The following is a 15,127-nucleotide window of genomic DNA, read 5'->3' as shown; positions in this document are numbered from 1 at the left end:
GAGCGCCGCCGGCTACTTGACGATGACCTTGGCGCCGACCGAGACGCGGTTGTAGAGGTCGATGACGTCGATGTTGCTCATGCGGATGCAGCCCGACGAAACCGCCCGGCCGATCTTCTCCGGCTCGTTGGTGCCGTGGATGCGGTAGAGCGTGTCCTTGTTGCCCTGGAACAGATACAGCGCCCGGGCACCGAGCGGGTTGCCGGGGCCGCCTGCGGTCTTCCGCACGTGCGGCCAGCGGGCGATCATCTCGGCCGGCGGGTTCCAGTCGGGCCACTCGGCCTTGCGCTGCATCGTGGCGGTGCCCGTCCAGCCATAGGCCTCGTCGCCGACGGCCACGCCGTAGCGGATCATCTTGCGGTTTGGCAGGACGTAGAACAGCAATCGCCGCTTGGTGTCGACCACGATGGTGCCGGGGGCCTCGCCGGTCTCGTCGTCGGTCAGGTAGCGGGCGAACTGGGGGTCCAGCTCCGCCTTGGGGACCATCGACATCCACTGGACGTCACGTTCGCCGACCGCCGGATCGGGGACGGACGCGAAACAGCCGCCCAGGGCCAATGCCATGGCAAGAACGGCCAGCTGTCGAGCTGCGCGTATCACGGAATCCCTTTGCCCCCGCCCGCTTAGACCGCGGAATCCCCATGAGGCATAGCGCGCTGGCCAAGGGGGAACAACATCGGCGGCGCGAGGCCGATGCACTCGGTGTGCATGTGATGCGGCGCCATCACACTTTTCGCAGGGAGCGGACACGGCGTGCGCCGGGATGGCGAAGGCCCGCCGCCGGTCGGCGCCTGCCAATCGCTTGTTTGGTGCTTGCGGCCGGGCGCCAGGACGATAGGCTGTGCAACCGTAAGAAGAGCGAGCTGCAAGAAGAGCGCCGCGACCGCCGAGCGAGTCGCCGGCGCGACGCAAAGGGAGGGATGTCTTTCGATGGGTACGATTGGGAAGCTCGTGGCCGGCGTTGTCGTCGTCCTGTGGTCGGTGCAGGCGGCGCAGGCCCAGAAGACCTACGGGCCGGGCGCGAGCGACAGCGAGATCAAGATCGGCCAGACGATGCCCTACAGCGGTCCGGCCTCCGCCTACGGCACGCAGGGACGGGCTGAGGTCGCCTATTTCGCCATGCTCAACGCGCAGGGCGGCATCAATGGCCGCAAGGTGACCCTCATCTCGCTGGACGACGCCTACAGCCCGCCCAAGACGGTGGAGCAGACCCGCAAGCTGGTCGAGTCCGACAACGTGCTGGCGCTTGTCAATACGATCGGCACGGCGACCAACGCGGCAGTGCAGAAGTACCTGAACATCAACAAGGTGCCGCAGCTTCTCGTGTCCTCCGGCGCGGCCAAGTGGAACGATCCGAAAAGCTTCCCGTGGACCACGCCCGGCGTCTGGTCGTATCCGTACGAGGGCAAGGTCTACGGCCGGCAGGTCGTCAAGACGAACCCGAACGCGAAGATCGCCATCCTGTCGCAGAACGACGACGCGGGCCGCGACTATGTGCGCGGCTTCAAGGAGGGGCTGGGCGACGCCGTCAGGAACGTCGTGAAGGAGGCGACCTACGAGGTCACCGATCCGACGATCGATTCGCAGATCCTGCAGCTCAAGGGCTCGGGAGCAGACACGCTCTTCGTGATGGCGACGCCGAAATTCGGCGCGCAGGCCATCCGCAAGGTCGCCGAGCTCGGCTGGAAGCCGGCGTTCTACATCTCGTCGGTGGCCGCGTCGCGGTCGCAGACGCTGGTGCCGGCGGGCCTGGACAACGCCAAGGGGTTGATCACCGCCACCGTGCTCAAGGAGGCGAGCGATCCGAGCTGGGCGAACGACCCCGGCATGCTGGCCTACAAGGCGTTCATGCAGGAGTGGTACAAGGACGGCGATCCGCTGAACAGCGGCAACGTGTTCGGCTACACGATCGCGCAGATCACCGCCCACATCCTGAAGAGCGCGGGCGACGACCTGACGCGCGACAACGTGCTGAAGCAGGCGACCAACATCCAGGGTCTGTCGCTGCCGCTGCTGCTGCCCGGCGTGACGCTGAACGTCTCGCCGACCAACTACGCCACCTACGATACGTTCCGCCTGCAGCAGTTCGACGGCGAGCGCTGGGTCGTCTTTGGCGATCCCATCAAGGTCGAATAGGCGGCGCCTGCCGCTGGCGGGGGCGGCGCGGCTGCGCATGGACATCGGCGCCAGCCGTTGTAACAGTTCCGGCTTTCGGCCCGGGGGAGCGCCTGCGGGCCGACAGTCACACCGAGGCTCCTGTGACCACGCTGTATCTGACGCACCCCGCCTGCCTGGATCACGAAACCCCCCTCGGCCATCCGGAATGCGCCGACCGGCTGCGTGCCGTCGAGCGCGCCCTGGAGCAGGAGAAGTTCGCGCTGCTGCTGCGCGAGCAGGCGCCGCTCGGCAGCCGCGAGGCCATTCACCGGGTGCATCCCGAGCGCTACGTCGACGCCATCGAGCAGGCGACACCGCGCTCCGGCATCGTCCACATCGACGGCGATACGTCCCTGTCGCCCGGCAGCTTCGAGGCGGCGTTGCGGGGGGTCGGCGCCGCGGTCAAGGCCACGGATGAGGTGATGGGCGGGACGGTCGGCAACGCCTTCTGTGCCGTGCGCCCGCCGGGGCACCACGCCGAGCGCGCCCAGGCAATGGGCTTCTGCTTCTTCAACAGCGTGGCCATCGCCGCCCGTCACGCCCGCGCCGTGCACGGCGCCGGCCGCGTCGCCATCGTCGATTGGGACGTGCACCACGGCAACGGCACGCAGGACATCTTCTGGTCCGATCCGGACGTGCTGTATTGCTCGACCCACGAGATGCCGCTCTATCCGGGCACCGGCGCCATGTCCGAGCAGGGCGAGCACAACACCATCGTCAACGTGCCGCTGCCGGCCGGCACCAACAGCCGCAGCTTCCGCGAGGCGTTCGACTTCGCCATCCTGCCGCGCATCGAGGCGTTCAAGGCTGATCTGATCATCATCTCGGCGGGCTTCGACGCGCACTGGCGCGATCCCCTGGCCAACCTCAACCTCACCGAGACGGACTTTGCCTGGGCCACCATGCGGCTGATGGCGATCGCCGACAGTCAGTGCAAGGGCCGCATCGTCTCGATGCTGGAAGGCGGCTACGACCTCGATGCCCTGGCCAAGTCGGCCGCCGCTCACGTCGAGGCGCTGTTGGGGGGATAAGCGCGGTCGGCGGGCCGCGGTCAGCGCTTGGCGCCCGACCGGCGCGGCGAGCGGCGAGCGGGCGGCGCCACCTCGATGTCCGGCTCGGCGGCCGACGCACCCTCGGGCGTCGACGCTGCGAGTTCCAGCGCCGGCTTGGCGATATCGGCCTGCTTCAACAGCGTGCGCAGATGGGCGGCAGCGGCCGCTCCCTTGACGGCGCCGCGCCACATCTCGTTGACGGCCTTCTCGTGCAGCGAGATGGCTTCCGGCGCCGACGTGATCATGGCGACGCCGAGCCGCACGTTGGGCTGCTCACCCAGTCGGAAGGGGCTGACGGTGAGCATCTTCCGATCGGCCATGCGGAAGATCTGGAAGCCCGTATGGGGCAGCGATTCGGTGACGAGGCCGATCTGGACGCCGATCGTCTCCTCCTCGATCACGTCGGCGAAGTGGGCGATCTCCGCATGGGCGAGCGCCCGCCGCTCCTCCAGCTCCCGGCCGGTGATGGACGAGGTGCCGACGAAGCCGCTCTGCAGCAGGCGGTTCAGCTCCCGCGCCGAGATCAGGTTGAGGATGCCCGGTTGGCGCCGCTTGTAGTTGCGCTTGCGCTGCGTCAGAATCTCCAGGATCTGGTCGACCTGGGCGACGGCCTTGGAGCGCTCCTGCAGGTCCGGCGGCAGGCTCTCCTTCAGCATGACCTCCAGGATCGAGATGAACTTGTCGGAGGCGAGCAGGAAGGAGATCGGCCCGGCGAGCACCATGATGTGCTCCGCGGTCTCCTCGAACTGGCGGATGCGCTCGAAATAGCTCACCGCGGACGGCATGTATTCGATGCCGACGCCGAGCAGCGTCGGCATGGACACCTGAAGCAGTTCCGACAGCTTCTCCAAGGTCTCGATCTTGGCCAGCTCACCCTTCTCGAAGCGGTAGAGCGCCGTGCGGGAGATGCCGACCCGCTTGGCCACCTCATCTGCGCTCAAGCCGGAGCCAATGCGGAAAGCACGAAGTCTGTCGGCGATTTCCTGGTACCGGATAGCCAAAACGAGCACCCTATCGGTCGTGAGATCCGCGACCTTCGCGGACCGTTCGATTCGTTTCAAGCGGCCTTGCGGCCGGGTCGGAGCAGCCTCGGCGGTCAGCCGGCATCGGCGACCTTGCTTGCGGGCACCAGGACGATGCGCCCGGCTGCCTGCCTGTCACGGATGCGCACGAGCGCATCGGCGGCTGCGTTCAATGGCATGACCGACGTCGGCGGCGGCGTCAGCTTGCCGTCCTCGAACAGCGTGAAAATCTCGTCGTAGCACTGGCGCATCAGCTCGGGCGTGCGCACGCGGTAGTCGCTCACCTGCAGCCCGCTGACCTCGATGTTCTTCACCAGGAGGTAGTTGACCTTGACCGACGGGATCTGGCCTGCGGCGAAGCCGACGACGACCAGCCGTCCGCGCCAGGCCAGCGCCCGCACCGCGGCCGCGAAGAAGCGGTCGCCCAGGGGATCGATGACGACGTCGGCACCGCGGCCGCCGGTGGCCGCGTGCACCTGCGCGCGCAGCCCGTCGTGCAGATCCTCGACCGAGAGGTCGATGATCGCATCGGCGCCCGCTGCGCGCGCGGTGTCCGACTTCTGCGACGTCGATACGCCTGCCAGCACGCGCGCGCCGAACGCCGTGGCGAGTTGGACGGCGGCGATGCCGACGCTGCCGGTGGCGCCGAGCACCAGCACCGTCTCCCCCTCGCGCAGGCGTCCCCGCTCCCGCAGTGCGAACCACGCGGTGTCGAAGGCAAGCGCCATGGCGGCGGCGTCGACGAAGGACATGGAGGGCGGCAGCCGATAGGCGAGCGCCGCCGGGGCCACCGCCCGTTCGGCATAGCCGCCCTTTTCCGCGCCCGTGAGCACGCGGTCGCCGACCGACAGGCCGTGCACGTTGCGGCCGAGCTTGAGCACGGTGCCCGCCGGGAGCTTGCCGGGCGTGAACGGGCGCGGCGGCAGGAACTGGTAGGTGCCGCCGATGACGAGGAGATCGACGAAGTTCGCGCCGACGGCGCCGACCTCGATCAGGATCTCGTCGTCCCCCGGCTCCGGCGACGCGACAGCCTCGATCGTCAGGTCTTCGGGCGGGCCGAATGCGTGGACGACGGCGGCGTGCATGCTGGCGGCGGTCGCCGGGGCAGGGGCGTTCATGCCGATACCTCGTCGCTTGGCCGCCAGCGCACCGGCCGGGGTGTCAGCGCGCCCGCCTCGATCTGGGCGGCGATCTCGCGTTTGAGGATCTTGCCGCTGGCGGTGAGCGGAATGTCGTCCACCTGAACGAAGTACTCGGGCATGTCGAAGCGCGACAGGCCCGCCTGGTCGAGGTGCGCGAGCAGCTCGGCGGCCTCAAGCGCCCGGCCGGGCCGGAGGGAGACGGCGATGCACACCTTCTCGCCGAGCCGCGCGTCCGCCACCGGCAGCGCGGCGGCCCGCGCGACCGCGGGATGGTGCATGGCGAGGTTCTCGATCCGCGCCGGATAGATGTTGTGCCCGCCGCGGATGATGAGGTCCTTCTTGCGGCCGGTAATCTGGAGATAGCCGGCCGCGTCGACGAAGCCGAGATCTCCGGTCATGAACCAGCCCGAGCGGTTGAACGCCTCGTCGTTGATCGCCTGGTCGTCGAAATAGCCCAGCATCAGGCTGGCGCCGCGGCCGCCGATCTGGCCGACGTCACCGACAGGCACCTCCTGGTCGGGGTTGTCCTTTGCCCAGATCCTGATCTCGTAACCGTCGCAGGCGCGCCCCGAGGTCTGGACGATGCGCTCGGGCGCGTCGTCGACGCGCGTGTAGTGGTGCGAGCCGGCTTCCGTCATGCCGTAGCCGCTCTGCGGCACCACGCCGTGGCGCAGCAGGTCCGCCACCACCTCGCGCGGCGCTGACGCGCCGGAGATGCGAAACCCCTTGACTACGCCCGGAGATGAGATGCCGCGGTCCTTCATCTCGGCGAGGAGGTCGATGGCGTGCGTCGGCACGCCCACGACGAAGGTGGCCCCCACCTCGACGATGCGGTCGAGCGTGCTGGCGCCGCGCGGCTGATCGTGGACGACCACCTCGCCGCCGGCAGCGATCGCCATGATCAGCGAGCCGATGCCCAGGTTATGGCTGAGCGGGCTCATGGTATAGATGACGCTGGACGGCCCGAAGCCCCAGTCGGTGATCATGCTGTGGGCGCCGGCCAGCAGCGTGTTGTCGCTGTGCATGACGCCCTTGGGCCGGCCGGTCGTGCCGGAGGTGAACGCCAGATAGACGACGATGTTGGGGTCCGCGTTCGGCGCCCCGGCATCCGCGTCGCCGGCGGGGAGGCCGCTTGGCGCCGCGGCGCCGGAGGGGGCGAGCTCGTACACGCGCTTCAGGGTGTCGATCTCGCCTAGCCGACCGGAGATGTCATGGCGCCCGGCGTCGGCGCCATAGCCGCGCTCGCCGACGAAGGCCGCCGCCCGCATGCGCCGCAGGAGCTCGATCACCTCGCCCGTGGTGTGGTCACGGTGCAGCGAGGGGCAGCAGATGAAGCCGTTGCGCGAGCAGGCGAGGAGGGCGACCGCCACCTCGTTGCGCGACGGCAGCCAGACGGCGACGCGATGTCCGCGCCGCAGCCCGGCCGCCGCCAGATCGGCGGCTAAGGCATCGGCGCGGGCGACGAGCTCGCCGTAGGATAGGCCGCCCGAGCGATCGCGGATCGCGACCCGGCTAGGGTTGCGGGCGGCCTGCGCTTTGGCCAGCGCATAGATCGTGTCATCGCGCCAGTGACCCGACGCGTAGGCTTCGACGAGCCGCGAATGGGACAGCAACGTCAGCACGCTGTTCGTCATCTGCTTGCCTGATCCCCCATGAGGGCCTCCAGAACCTTGCGATCGGCACCCGCTCCAGCGCTCGTCCGCGAGAGCGGGGCCGCTTACGCGCGAAACAGCCTCGCCAGGCTCGCCCACGCAGCCTTCAGGAGCAGCGAGAAGCCGCCGATCGGTTTGGCTGCGGCGGGGTTGGCCGCGGCGGGCTGGACCGTCGACGCCGTGGCCGCGCTTCGATCCACGTCGGCCGGCGCCGCGTCGACGATCGACGCGGACCGGGCGGCCTGGGTCTGGCTGATCTGCTGCTCCAGATTGGCCGCAAACTGCCCGATGAGCTGAGCCGCGATCGCCTGGATCACGCCGGCTCCGCGCCCGTACTGGGCGACGGCCCCGGTGAGGTTGAGATCGGTATCGATCAGCACCTTCGAGCCTATCGGCACCGGCTCGAGGCGAAAGTTCACCGTCGCGCCGGCCGATCCCCGGCCCTTGGCGTCCATGCCCTGGGCCTTCACCCGGGCGGTGTGCGCCGCATCATCCCGCGCCTCGAACCGCGCGGTGCCGACGAAGCCGAGCACGACCGGGCCCATGCGGAGCGACACCTTGCCCTTGTAGGTGTCGGCATCGACGACCTGGGTCAGTTCGGCGCCCGGCATGCACGGCGCCATGCTCGGAATATCGAGCAGCGTCGCCCAGGCCTGATCGGGAGGAAGTGGCACATCGAAGCTGTTGGAGAACTGCAAGGCTAGTTGTCCTGTCCTGTCGCTCGGGCCGCATGATCCGCTGTGCCGTCCATCGCCCAGGCCGCCGTGCGCAGCAGCCGCGCGTCGTCGTGCCGCCGACCGACGAGCTGGATGCCGAGCGGCAGGCCCGAGGCACCCGTCGCCAGCGGCAGGCTGATGGCCGGCAGGTGCAGGATGGTCCACAGCTCCTGGAAGGAGGTGTCGCCCGTGGACGCCAGCCCCTCCGGCGCCACGCCGCTGGCGGCCGGGGTCAGCAGCGCATCGGCGTCGCCCATGGCCGCCGCCAGCACCAGCCGCCCCTGTTCGGCGGTGTCCAGGGCAGCCAGATAGGCGTCGAAAGGCTGCGCCCAGCCGTTCTCCAGCACCTTGGCCAACTGCGGGCTGATGCGGTCGCGATGGTTCGCCCACTCCCAGCCCAGAGCGCGCGCGCGCTCATAATTGTTGATCACGGTACGGGCCGCGCTCAGCTCGCTCAGGCCGTCAGGCCAGGCGAGCTCGTCGACGACGGCGCCGCGGGCGCGGAACGCCGCCGCCGTGGCCTCGACCGCCGCTTGCATCTCCGGCGTCGCACGCGGCCAGTGATGGGTGCGGGCCAGCGCGAAGCGGGGCGGCTTGTCGGCCGCGCGAAGCGTGGCGGCGGGCCGGCCGACGAGAACCCGCCAGAAGAGATCGACGTCGGCCACCGTCCGGGCGATGACGCCGATCGTATCGAGGCTCTCGGCCGCCAGCTTGAGACCCGCGCGGTTGACCGTACCGAAGCTCGGCTTGAAGCCGACGGCCCCGCAGAAGGCGGCCGGCCGCAGGATGGAGCCGCCGGTCTGCGTGCCCACGGCGAGGGGCACCATGAAATCGGCGACCGCGGCGGCGGAGCCGCTGGACGAGCCGCCCGGCGTCCGGGATGCATCGAGGGGATGGGTGGTGGCCCCGGGCGTGATACCGGCGAACTCGGCCGTGACCGTCTTGCCGAGGATCACCGCGCCCGCCGCCCTCGCGGCCGCGACGCAGGCGGCGTCCGCCGACGGACGGCAGCCGTCGTAGATCGGCGAGCCCATGCCTGACGGCATGCCGTCGACATCGACCACGTCCTTGACGGCCAGTGGCACGCCGTGCAGCGGGCCCTTCGGTGCCTGCGCATCGCGGGCCTTCGCCTCCCGCATGGCGGCCTGGCGATCGAGATGAGCCCACGCCCGCACGCTGGGCTCGCGCGTGGCGATGCGTTCGAGGCAGGCATCGACCAAATCCTCCGACGTCAGCCGGCCCGCCGCAATGCAATGCGCCGCTTCGGTGGCGGATAGTCGGTTGGCTGCCTGGGTCTGTTCCTGTCGCATCGCGTCGGTCTGAGGGGCAAAGCCGAAAATGTGTAATAAAAAAGGATATCGTCGCAATTTTAGAACGATGCAAGCGCTTTTTTTGCTACCTATGCGTTCAATTGCCCTGACGGCAGGCGAGTCAAAGTCGGTATCATCGGCGCATTAGCGGTGATTTCCAGCCATTTGACGCGTCATGAAAGCGCCGATGGTGGTTCCATTCGCTGATATGCAAATTTTGCAATTTGTCCAAAATTTGGTTCATGATGCTAGCGGCGATCGACGCCGCGGCCTCTCGCGCACACCGGTAGCGCCCCCGAAGGACGGCTTCATGCAGCTCAAGCACCACGACCGCTACGACTACTCCCCCATCTGCGACCGTCCCGATTTCAGCTGGCCGGATGGCCGGAGGCTGGCGTTCTACGTGGCGCTGAACGTGGAGAACTTCAGCTTCGGCGAAGGGCTCGGGCACACGCCGACCGCGCTCGGGCCGCCGCCGGACGTGCGCAATTTCGGCTGGCGCGACTACGGCCTGCGGGTCGGCATCTGGCGTATCTTCGACCTGATGGACGAGCTGGGGCTGCCCATGTGCCACCTGCTCAATGCCTCGGTGTGCGAGCGCATGCCGCAGATCCCGGCGCGTATTCGCGCCCGCGGTGACGAGGTGGTCGGCCACGGCTACACGAACTCGGAGCGCCAGTCGGAGATGGACGAGGCGACCGAGGCGGCGATGATTCGCAGCGCCGCCGACGTGCTCGAAAAGCATTGTGGCCAAAGGCCTTACGGCTGGATGGGGCCGTGGATCGCCGAGACCATGGTGACCCCTGACCTGCTCCAGGAAGCGGGCTACACCTACGTGATGGACTGGCCGGCGGATGATCAGCCCTTCTGGATGAGGACGCGCAACGGCAGGATCCTCGCGGTGCCCTATCCGATCGAGATCAACGACAGCCCGACCATGCTGAGCCGCTGCCAGCCGGCGACCGACTTCAGCCGCATGATCGTCGATCAGTTTGAGGAGATGGTGCGGCTATCGGAGCGACAGTCGCTGGTCTTCGGGCTGTCCCTGCACACCTTCGTCGCCGGCCAGCCTTTCCGTCTCAGGCAGATCGCGCAGGCTCTGCGCCAGGTGATGGAAAGCCCCCACTTCCAGAACGTCTGGGTGACGACGCCCGGCCAAATCGCGCGTTATTCCGCCGGCCTCCCGGCGGGCGTTGTGTCTTAGGCCGGACGCGCCTGCCCAAAGAGTGGGCGTGTGAAGCGGGCTTGTCCTGGTGGATCGCAGTCCTCCACCCGCTTCCGCCCTGGCTGGGCCGCTGCCTCGAAAGCGGGCGTGGCGCCCAAAAATTGCGATTGTCCGCTTATTTGGTCAATCTGATTTAAAAAAATATCGTTAAATATCATTATGTTATGAATGATTCTGGGATCAATGCAAAAAACTGTCCTAAAAAGTTGACACGTTAGGGCTGGTCTGCAACGCTGATTGTCGACGGTGCGAGCACGCGCGTGGAGCTTTGAATGCCGGTTCGGGGTCAGGTGGTGTCGCAGGCGTATGGACGGGGCGTCATCCGGCCGGATGGTCGAGGGCGCCTGTCGGGCTCCTGGGGGGCCGAGCGGCAAGTCCGGCCGTGGCCCCGTGCGACCGGCTCGCGCCGCCGCATCGCCCCGACGCAGGCGCTCTGACCATGCCCGGCTTCGAGCTCGTCGAACCCAGGTGCCTCGACGAGGCCCTGCAGCTGCTGGACCAGGACGACCCATCCGTCCGGCCGATCGGCGGCGGCACGGCGCTCATGCTGATGATGAAAGCGCAGCTCTTCGCGCCGGTCCGGCTGGTGAGCCTCCGTCATGTCGAGCCCTGCCTCCGCGGCATCTCGCTCAGCGACGACGGGTCGTTTTTCCGTATCGGCGCCACGACCACCTTCGCCGAGCTGGAGCACGCGCCGGCCATCGCCGAACGGCTGCCGGTGATCGTCCAGACCATGAGGACGCTGGCGAACGTCCGCGTCCGCAACGTCGCCACCGTCGGTGGCAACCTGGCGCACGGCGATCCCCACCTCGATCTGCCGCCGGTGTGGGTGGCGCTGGGCGCGGAGGTCGCAATCGTTGGCCCCGGCGGCGCCCGGACGGTCCCCGTCGATGAGATTTTCGTCGGCTATTACGAAACCACCATCGCCGACGGCGAACTGATCACCGAGCTGCGGGTACCGGTGCGGTCGAGCTGGCGCTCGACCTACGTCAAGGTGACGACGCGCGCGGCCCACGACTGGCCGGCGCTCGGCATCGCCGTCTCCGCCAAGTTCGACGGCCGGCGCATCGAGGACATCAAGGCCGTGCTCAGCGCAGCACTCGATCGGCCGACCCGGCTTGCCGCGGCAGAGGGCGTGCTGCGCGGCGCCGAGATCGATGCGGCCGTGCTGAGCCGCGCGGGCGAGGCGGCCGCCGACGAAGCGGACATCGAGACCGACAACCGCGGCTCCGCCGCCTACAAGCGCCAGCTGCTGCGGGTGCATCTGGCGCGCGCCGTCGCGTCGCTCGCCGGGGGGCACTGACGATGAACGCGGTTCCGGTCAGTCACAACATCGGTCGTTCGGTGCCGCGCCTGGAGGCCAAGGAGAAGGTCACCGGCCGCGCCGAATACGTCCATCATCTGACGCTGCCGCGCATGCTGCACGGCAAGATCTTCCGCAGCACGGTGCCTCACGCACGCATCAAGTCGATCGACACCTCGGCCGCCGAGGCGCTCGAGGGCGTGTTCCAGGTCGTCACCATCGACGACATCCGTACCGTCATTCCCCATCCCTATTACGGTCCCGCCTTTCACGATCAGCCGATCCTGGCCGATGGGAAGGTCCGCTTTGCGGGCGAGCCCGTCGCCGTGGTGCTCGCCACTGACAAGCGGGTCGCCGAGGCGGCGCTGGGACTGATCACCGCGGACTACGAGGAGCTGCCGGCCGTCTTCGACGAGGTGGAGGCGATGACCTCCGACGTCTGCGTCCACGACGAGCTGAAACCGGCTGCGACCTTTCCCGACCTCAAGCACCTCAAGGGCCGGCGCGGCACCAATGTGGCGCTCGACTACAAGCTCAGGCGGGGCGACGTGGAGCAGGGCTTCGCGGCCGCCGACCACGTCTTCTCCCATACGTTCCGGTGCCAGCAGGTCATGCATACGCCGATGGAGCCGTTCGTCTCCGTCGCCGACGTGGCCGACGGACGGGTGACGCTCCATACGGCATCGCAAGGCCCGTCCTTCGTGCGCATCGAGATCGCGCGCCTGCTCGGCCTGCCCGAGAACCGCGTGCGCGTGAAGGTGCCGCATCTGGGCGGCGGCTTCGGTGGCAAGCTCTACATCAAGCTCGAAGCTCTGGTCACGGCATTGTCGCTGCTGGTCGGGCGGCCAGTGAAGATCTCGCTCACCATGGAAGAGCAGTTTTTCATGGTGACGCGCCACCCCTGTACCTTCAACATCAAGAGCGGCGTGACCAGGGACGGCAAGATCATCGCCCGTCACTGCGAGGTGATCTGGAACGGCGGCGCCTACGCCGACATCGGTCCACGCGTCACCCAGAAGGCGGGGTTCACCTCCGCCGGCCCCTACGACATCGACAACGTCCGCATCGAATCCTACGCGGTCTACACCAACCGCCCGCCGGCCGGCGCCCTGCGCGGCTTCGGCGCGCCGCAGACCGCCTGGGCCTACGAATGCCACATGGACCTCATCGCCGAGGCGCTCGGCATCGACACGCTGGAGCTGCGGCGCCGCAACCTCCTGCGTGAGGGGCGCCCGCAGGCCTCCGGGACCGTCGTCAGGGACGCGCAGCTGGAGAAGGTGCTGGATCGTGTGGCCGAGCGGCTCGGCTGGGGGCTCCCGTTCGACAAGGGCACGGGCACCATCCGCCGCGGGCGGGGCCTGGCCGTCGGCTTCAAGGGCATCACGGCGCCCACTACCTCCGTCGCCATCGTCAACGTCTACGGCGACGGCAGCTGCGGGCTCTACATCGGCACCGTCGACATGGGGCAGGGCTCCGACACCGTGATGGCCCAGATCGCGGCCGAGGTGCTGAACCTGGAGGCGTCGGCGATCCGCGTCATCCATCCAGACACCGACGTGACGCCCTACGACATGGGGACGCTCGGCTCCCGCTCGACATTCCACATGGGCACGGCCGTGCGTCTCGCCGCAACCGACGCCAGGCGCAAGATCGCGGAGCTGGCCGCCGAGCTCGGCCTGCCCGAGCAGAGCAACGTGCCGGTGAGCGAGCTGTTCCGCCGCAAGTACGGCATGCAGGCTGGCAACATCATCGGGGTCGGCAGCTTCATCCCGGACTACGAGAAGCCGGACACCGAAACCGGCCAGTCCCCCAAGGCGACACCGTTCTGGGGTGTGGGCGCCGCAGGCGCGGAGGTCGAGGTCGACACCGAGACCGGCCACTTCAGGATCGCCAAGCTGATCAACGTCGTCGACGTCGGCACCGCGCTCAACCCCAAGGCGGTGCAGACCCAGATCTCCGGCGCCGCCATCATGCAGCTCGGCTTCACCACGACGGAGAACATGGTCTTCCGCGATGGCCAGCTCACCAACGGCTCGCTGGCAGACTACAAGATCCCCGGTCTGCTCGACATGCCGACGTCGTTCATCAACGAATACGTCGAGGCCTATCAGTCCGACGGCCCCTTCGGCGCCAAGGGCGCGGGCGAAAGCAGCACGATCGCGCTCTCGCCGGCGATCGGCAACGCCATCGCCGACGCCATCGGCGTGCGGCTCATGGACCTGCCCCTGACGCCGGAGACGATCTTCCGCGCCCTCCAGGAGGCGAAGGGCACACCACTGGCAGGAGACGGCGCTTGACCGAGCCCCGCACCATCCGCTTCACGCTCAACGGCCGCCGTGTCTCGACGCAGGTGCTGCCGCAGGAAAGCGTCGTCGAGATGCTGACCCAGCGCTTCGACCTCACCGGCGCGCGCGAGAGCTGCGGCCAGGGCCTCTGCGGCTGTTGCACCGTCTACGTCGATGCCAAGCCCGTCTCGGGCTGCCTGCACCTGGCCTGGTTCGTCGACGGCGCCGAGGTGGAAACCATCGAGGGGCTGGCCCGGGGCGATGTGCTCGACCCGGTGCAGGAGGCCTTCATCGAGGCCGGCGCGTTCCAGTGCGGCTTCTGCACCCCGGGCTTCATCATGATGGTGCGCAAGTTGCTCGAGGCCCATCCGAGCCCGAGCGACGAGGAGATCCGCCACTACCTCGCCGGCAACCTCTGTCGGTGCTCGGCCTATCCCGAGATCATGGACGCGGTGCGCATCGCCGCGGCCAAGCGGGCCGGCGCCGCCGCTTCCGGCATGGTGGCGGCCCGATGAGCGCGAGCGTGGCCAAGCCGCCCCTCCTGGCGGTCTCCGGGCTCACCGCCGGCTACGGTGACGTCCAGGTGCTGTGGGGCATCGACCTGCAGGTGCCCGAGGGCGAGATCGTCTCCATCGTCGGGCCGAACGGCACGGGGAAGACCACGCTGCTGCTCGCCATCTCCGGCCTGGTGCGGGCACGGTCCGGCAGCATCGCCTTTGCCGGGCAGGAGATCACCGGCGAGAGCGCCGACCGCATCGTCCGCCGCGGGCTCATCCACGTCCCGGAAGGGCGGCGGCTGTTCCCGACGTTGAGCGTGCGCGACAACCTCCTGCTCGGCGCCTACACGCGCAGCGACGGCCACGAGGCCGTCGCCCGCGACCTCGACTTCGTCTTCTCGATCTTCCCGATCCTCAGGGAGCGCGCCAACCAGACCGCGACCACCATGTCCGGCGGCGAGCAGCAGATGTGCGCCATCGGCCGCGGCATCATGGCGGCGCCCAAGCTGCTGCTCATCGACGAGCTGTCGCTCGGCCTGGCGCCCAAGGCGGTGGAGCTCCTCGCCGACAGCCTGCTCCGGATCCGCGACCGCGGCATCTCCATCCTGCTCGTCGAGCAGGACGTGATGACGGCCTTCGAGATCGCCAGCACCGGCTACGTGATCGAATCCGGCCGCGTGCGCATGTCCGGCGACACGCAGGTTCTCATGCAGGATCCGGCGGTCCAGTCCGCCTACATGGGCCTGTGATGTCGGGCCCGAACGAG

General features: G+C 68.5%; 13 protein-coding genes. 7 read left to right on the top strand and 6 right to left on the bottom strand.

Features of this window, described 5'->3' with window-relative positions; translation table 11 throughout:
* Window positions 1–12: 12 nt before the first annotated feature.
* A complete protein-coding gene (locus tag ACZ5PO_RS35425; RefSeq protein ID WP_464187423.1) occupies window positions 13–564 on the bottom strand; it encodes a L,D-transpeptidase in 552 nt (183 codons plus the stop codon).
* A 366-nt stretch (window positions 565–930) separates the two neighbouring features.
* Here ACZ5PO_RS35425 and ACZ5PO_RS35420 point away from each other — a divergent pair, with 366 nt between their 5' ends.
* Complete coding sequence (locus tag ACZ5PO_RS35420) at window positions 931–2,136, top strand: ABC transporter substrate-binding protein (RefSeq protein WP_464187422.1); 1,206 nt, start codon at window positions 931–933, stop codon at window positions 2,134–2,136.
* Between the two features lie 122 nt (window positions 2,137–2,258).
* Window positions 2,259–3,188 (top strand): histone deacetylase family protein, encoded by a 930-nt coding sequence (locus ACZ5PO_RS35415; protein WP_464187421.1) that lies wholly within the window; start codon window positions 2,259–2,261, stop codon window positions 3,186–3,188.
* Between the two features lie 20 nt (window positions 3,189–3,208).
* Here the strand turns inward: ACZ5PO_RS35415 and ACZ5PO_RS35410 are convergent, their stop codons facing one another.
* The 5 genes from ACZ5PO_RS35410 to ACZ5PO_RS35390 form a co-directional block, all read right to left on the bottom strand.
* The gene (locus ACZ5PO_RS35410; RefSeq protein WP_464187420.1) at window positions 3,209–4,219 is read right to left on the bottom strand and encodes a helix-turn-helix domain-containing protein; all 1,011 of its coding nucleotides are present in this window, start codon (window positions 4,217–4,219) and stop codon (window positions 3,209–3,211) included.
* A gap of 86 nt (window positions 4,220–4,305) precedes the next feature.
* Window positions 4,306–5,349, bottom strand: coding sequence for an NADPH:quinone oxidoreductase family protein (locus ACZ5PO_RS35405; protein WP_464187419.1), 1,044 nt, complete (start codon window positions 5,347–5,349; stop codon window positions 4,306–4,308).
* Window positions 5,346–7,007 (bottom strand): class I adenylate-forming enzyme family protein, encoded by a 1,662-nt coding sequence (locus ACZ5PO_RS35400; RefSeq protein ID WP_464187418.1) that lies wholly within the window; start codon window positions 7,005–7,007, stop codon window positions 5,346–5,348. Before ACZ5PO_RS35400 ends, ACZ5PO_RS35405 begins: the two co-directional genes overlap by 4 nt.
* A gap of 83 nt (window positions 7,008–7,090) precedes the next feature.
* Entirely contained in the window at window positions 7,091–7,723 is a 633-nt protein-coding gene (locus tag ACZ5PO_RS35395) for an SRPBCC family protein (protein WP_464187417.1), read from the bottom strand.
* A 2-nt stretch (window positions 7,724–7,725) separates the two neighbouring features.
* Window positions 7,726–9,051 (bottom strand): amidase, encoded by a 1,326-nt coding sequence (locus ACZ5PO_RS35390; RefSeq protein WP_464187416.1) that lies wholly within the window; start codon window positions 9,049–9,051, stop codon window positions 7,726–7,728.
* Window positions 9,052–9,226: 175 nt separating this feature from the next.
* Here ACZ5PO_RS35390 and ACZ5PO_RS35385 point away from each other — a divergent pair, with 175 nt between their 5' ends.
* The 5 genes from ACZ5PO_RS35385 to ACZ5PO_RS35365 all read left to right on the top strand — a co-directional run bounded on the left by ACZ5PO_RS35385 (window position 9,227) and on the right by ACZ5PO_RS35365 (window position 15,110).
* The gene (locus ACZ5PO_RS35385; RefSeq protein WP_464187415.1) at window positions 9,227–10,255 is read left to right on the top strand and encodes a polysaccharide deacetylase family protein; all 1,029 of its coding nucleotides are present in this window, start codon (window positions 9,227–9,229) and stop codon (window positions 10,253–10,255) included.
* Window positions 10,256–10,715: 460 nt separating this feature from the next.
* Complete coding sequence (locus tag ACZ5PO_RS35380; RefSeq protein ID WP_464187414.1) at window positions 10,716–11,579, top strand: FAD binding domain-containing protein; 864 nt, start codon at window positions 10,716–10,718, stop codon at window positions 11,577–11,579.
* Between the two features lie 2 nt (window positions 11,580–11,581).
* Window positions 11,582–13,876 carry a xanthine dehydrogenase family protein molybdopterin-binding subunit gene (locus ACZ5PO_RS35375; protein WP_464187412.1) on the top strand — a complete coding sequence of 765 codons (2,295 nt, stop codon included), beginning with the start codon at window positions 11,582–11,584 and terminating at the stop codon, window positions 13,874–13,876.
* Entirely contained in the window at window positions 13,873–14,379 is a 507-nt protein-coding gene (locus ACZ5PO_RS35370; protein ID WP_464187411.1) for a (2Fe-2S)-binding protein, read from the top strand. The genes ACZ5PO_RS35375 and ACZ5PO_RS35370 overlap by 4 nt, the downstream gene beginning before the upstream one ends.
* Window positions 14,376–15,110: an ABC transporter ATP-binding protein gene (locus ACZ5PO_RS35365; protein WP_464187410.1), complete on the top strand. Its 735-nt coding sequence runs from the start codon at window positions 14,376–14,378 to the stop codon at window positions 15,108–15,110. Before ACZ5PO_RS35370 ends, ACZ5PO_RS35365 begins: the two co-directional genes overlap by 4 nt.
* Window positions 15,111–15,127 lie beyond the last annotated feature (17 nt).

It is taken from the genome of Chelatococcus sp. KU-N122 (assembly GCF_055391085.1).
Note: the sequence above shows the minus strand (reverse complement) of the source record. Positions and strands in the feature narration are given on the sequence as shown.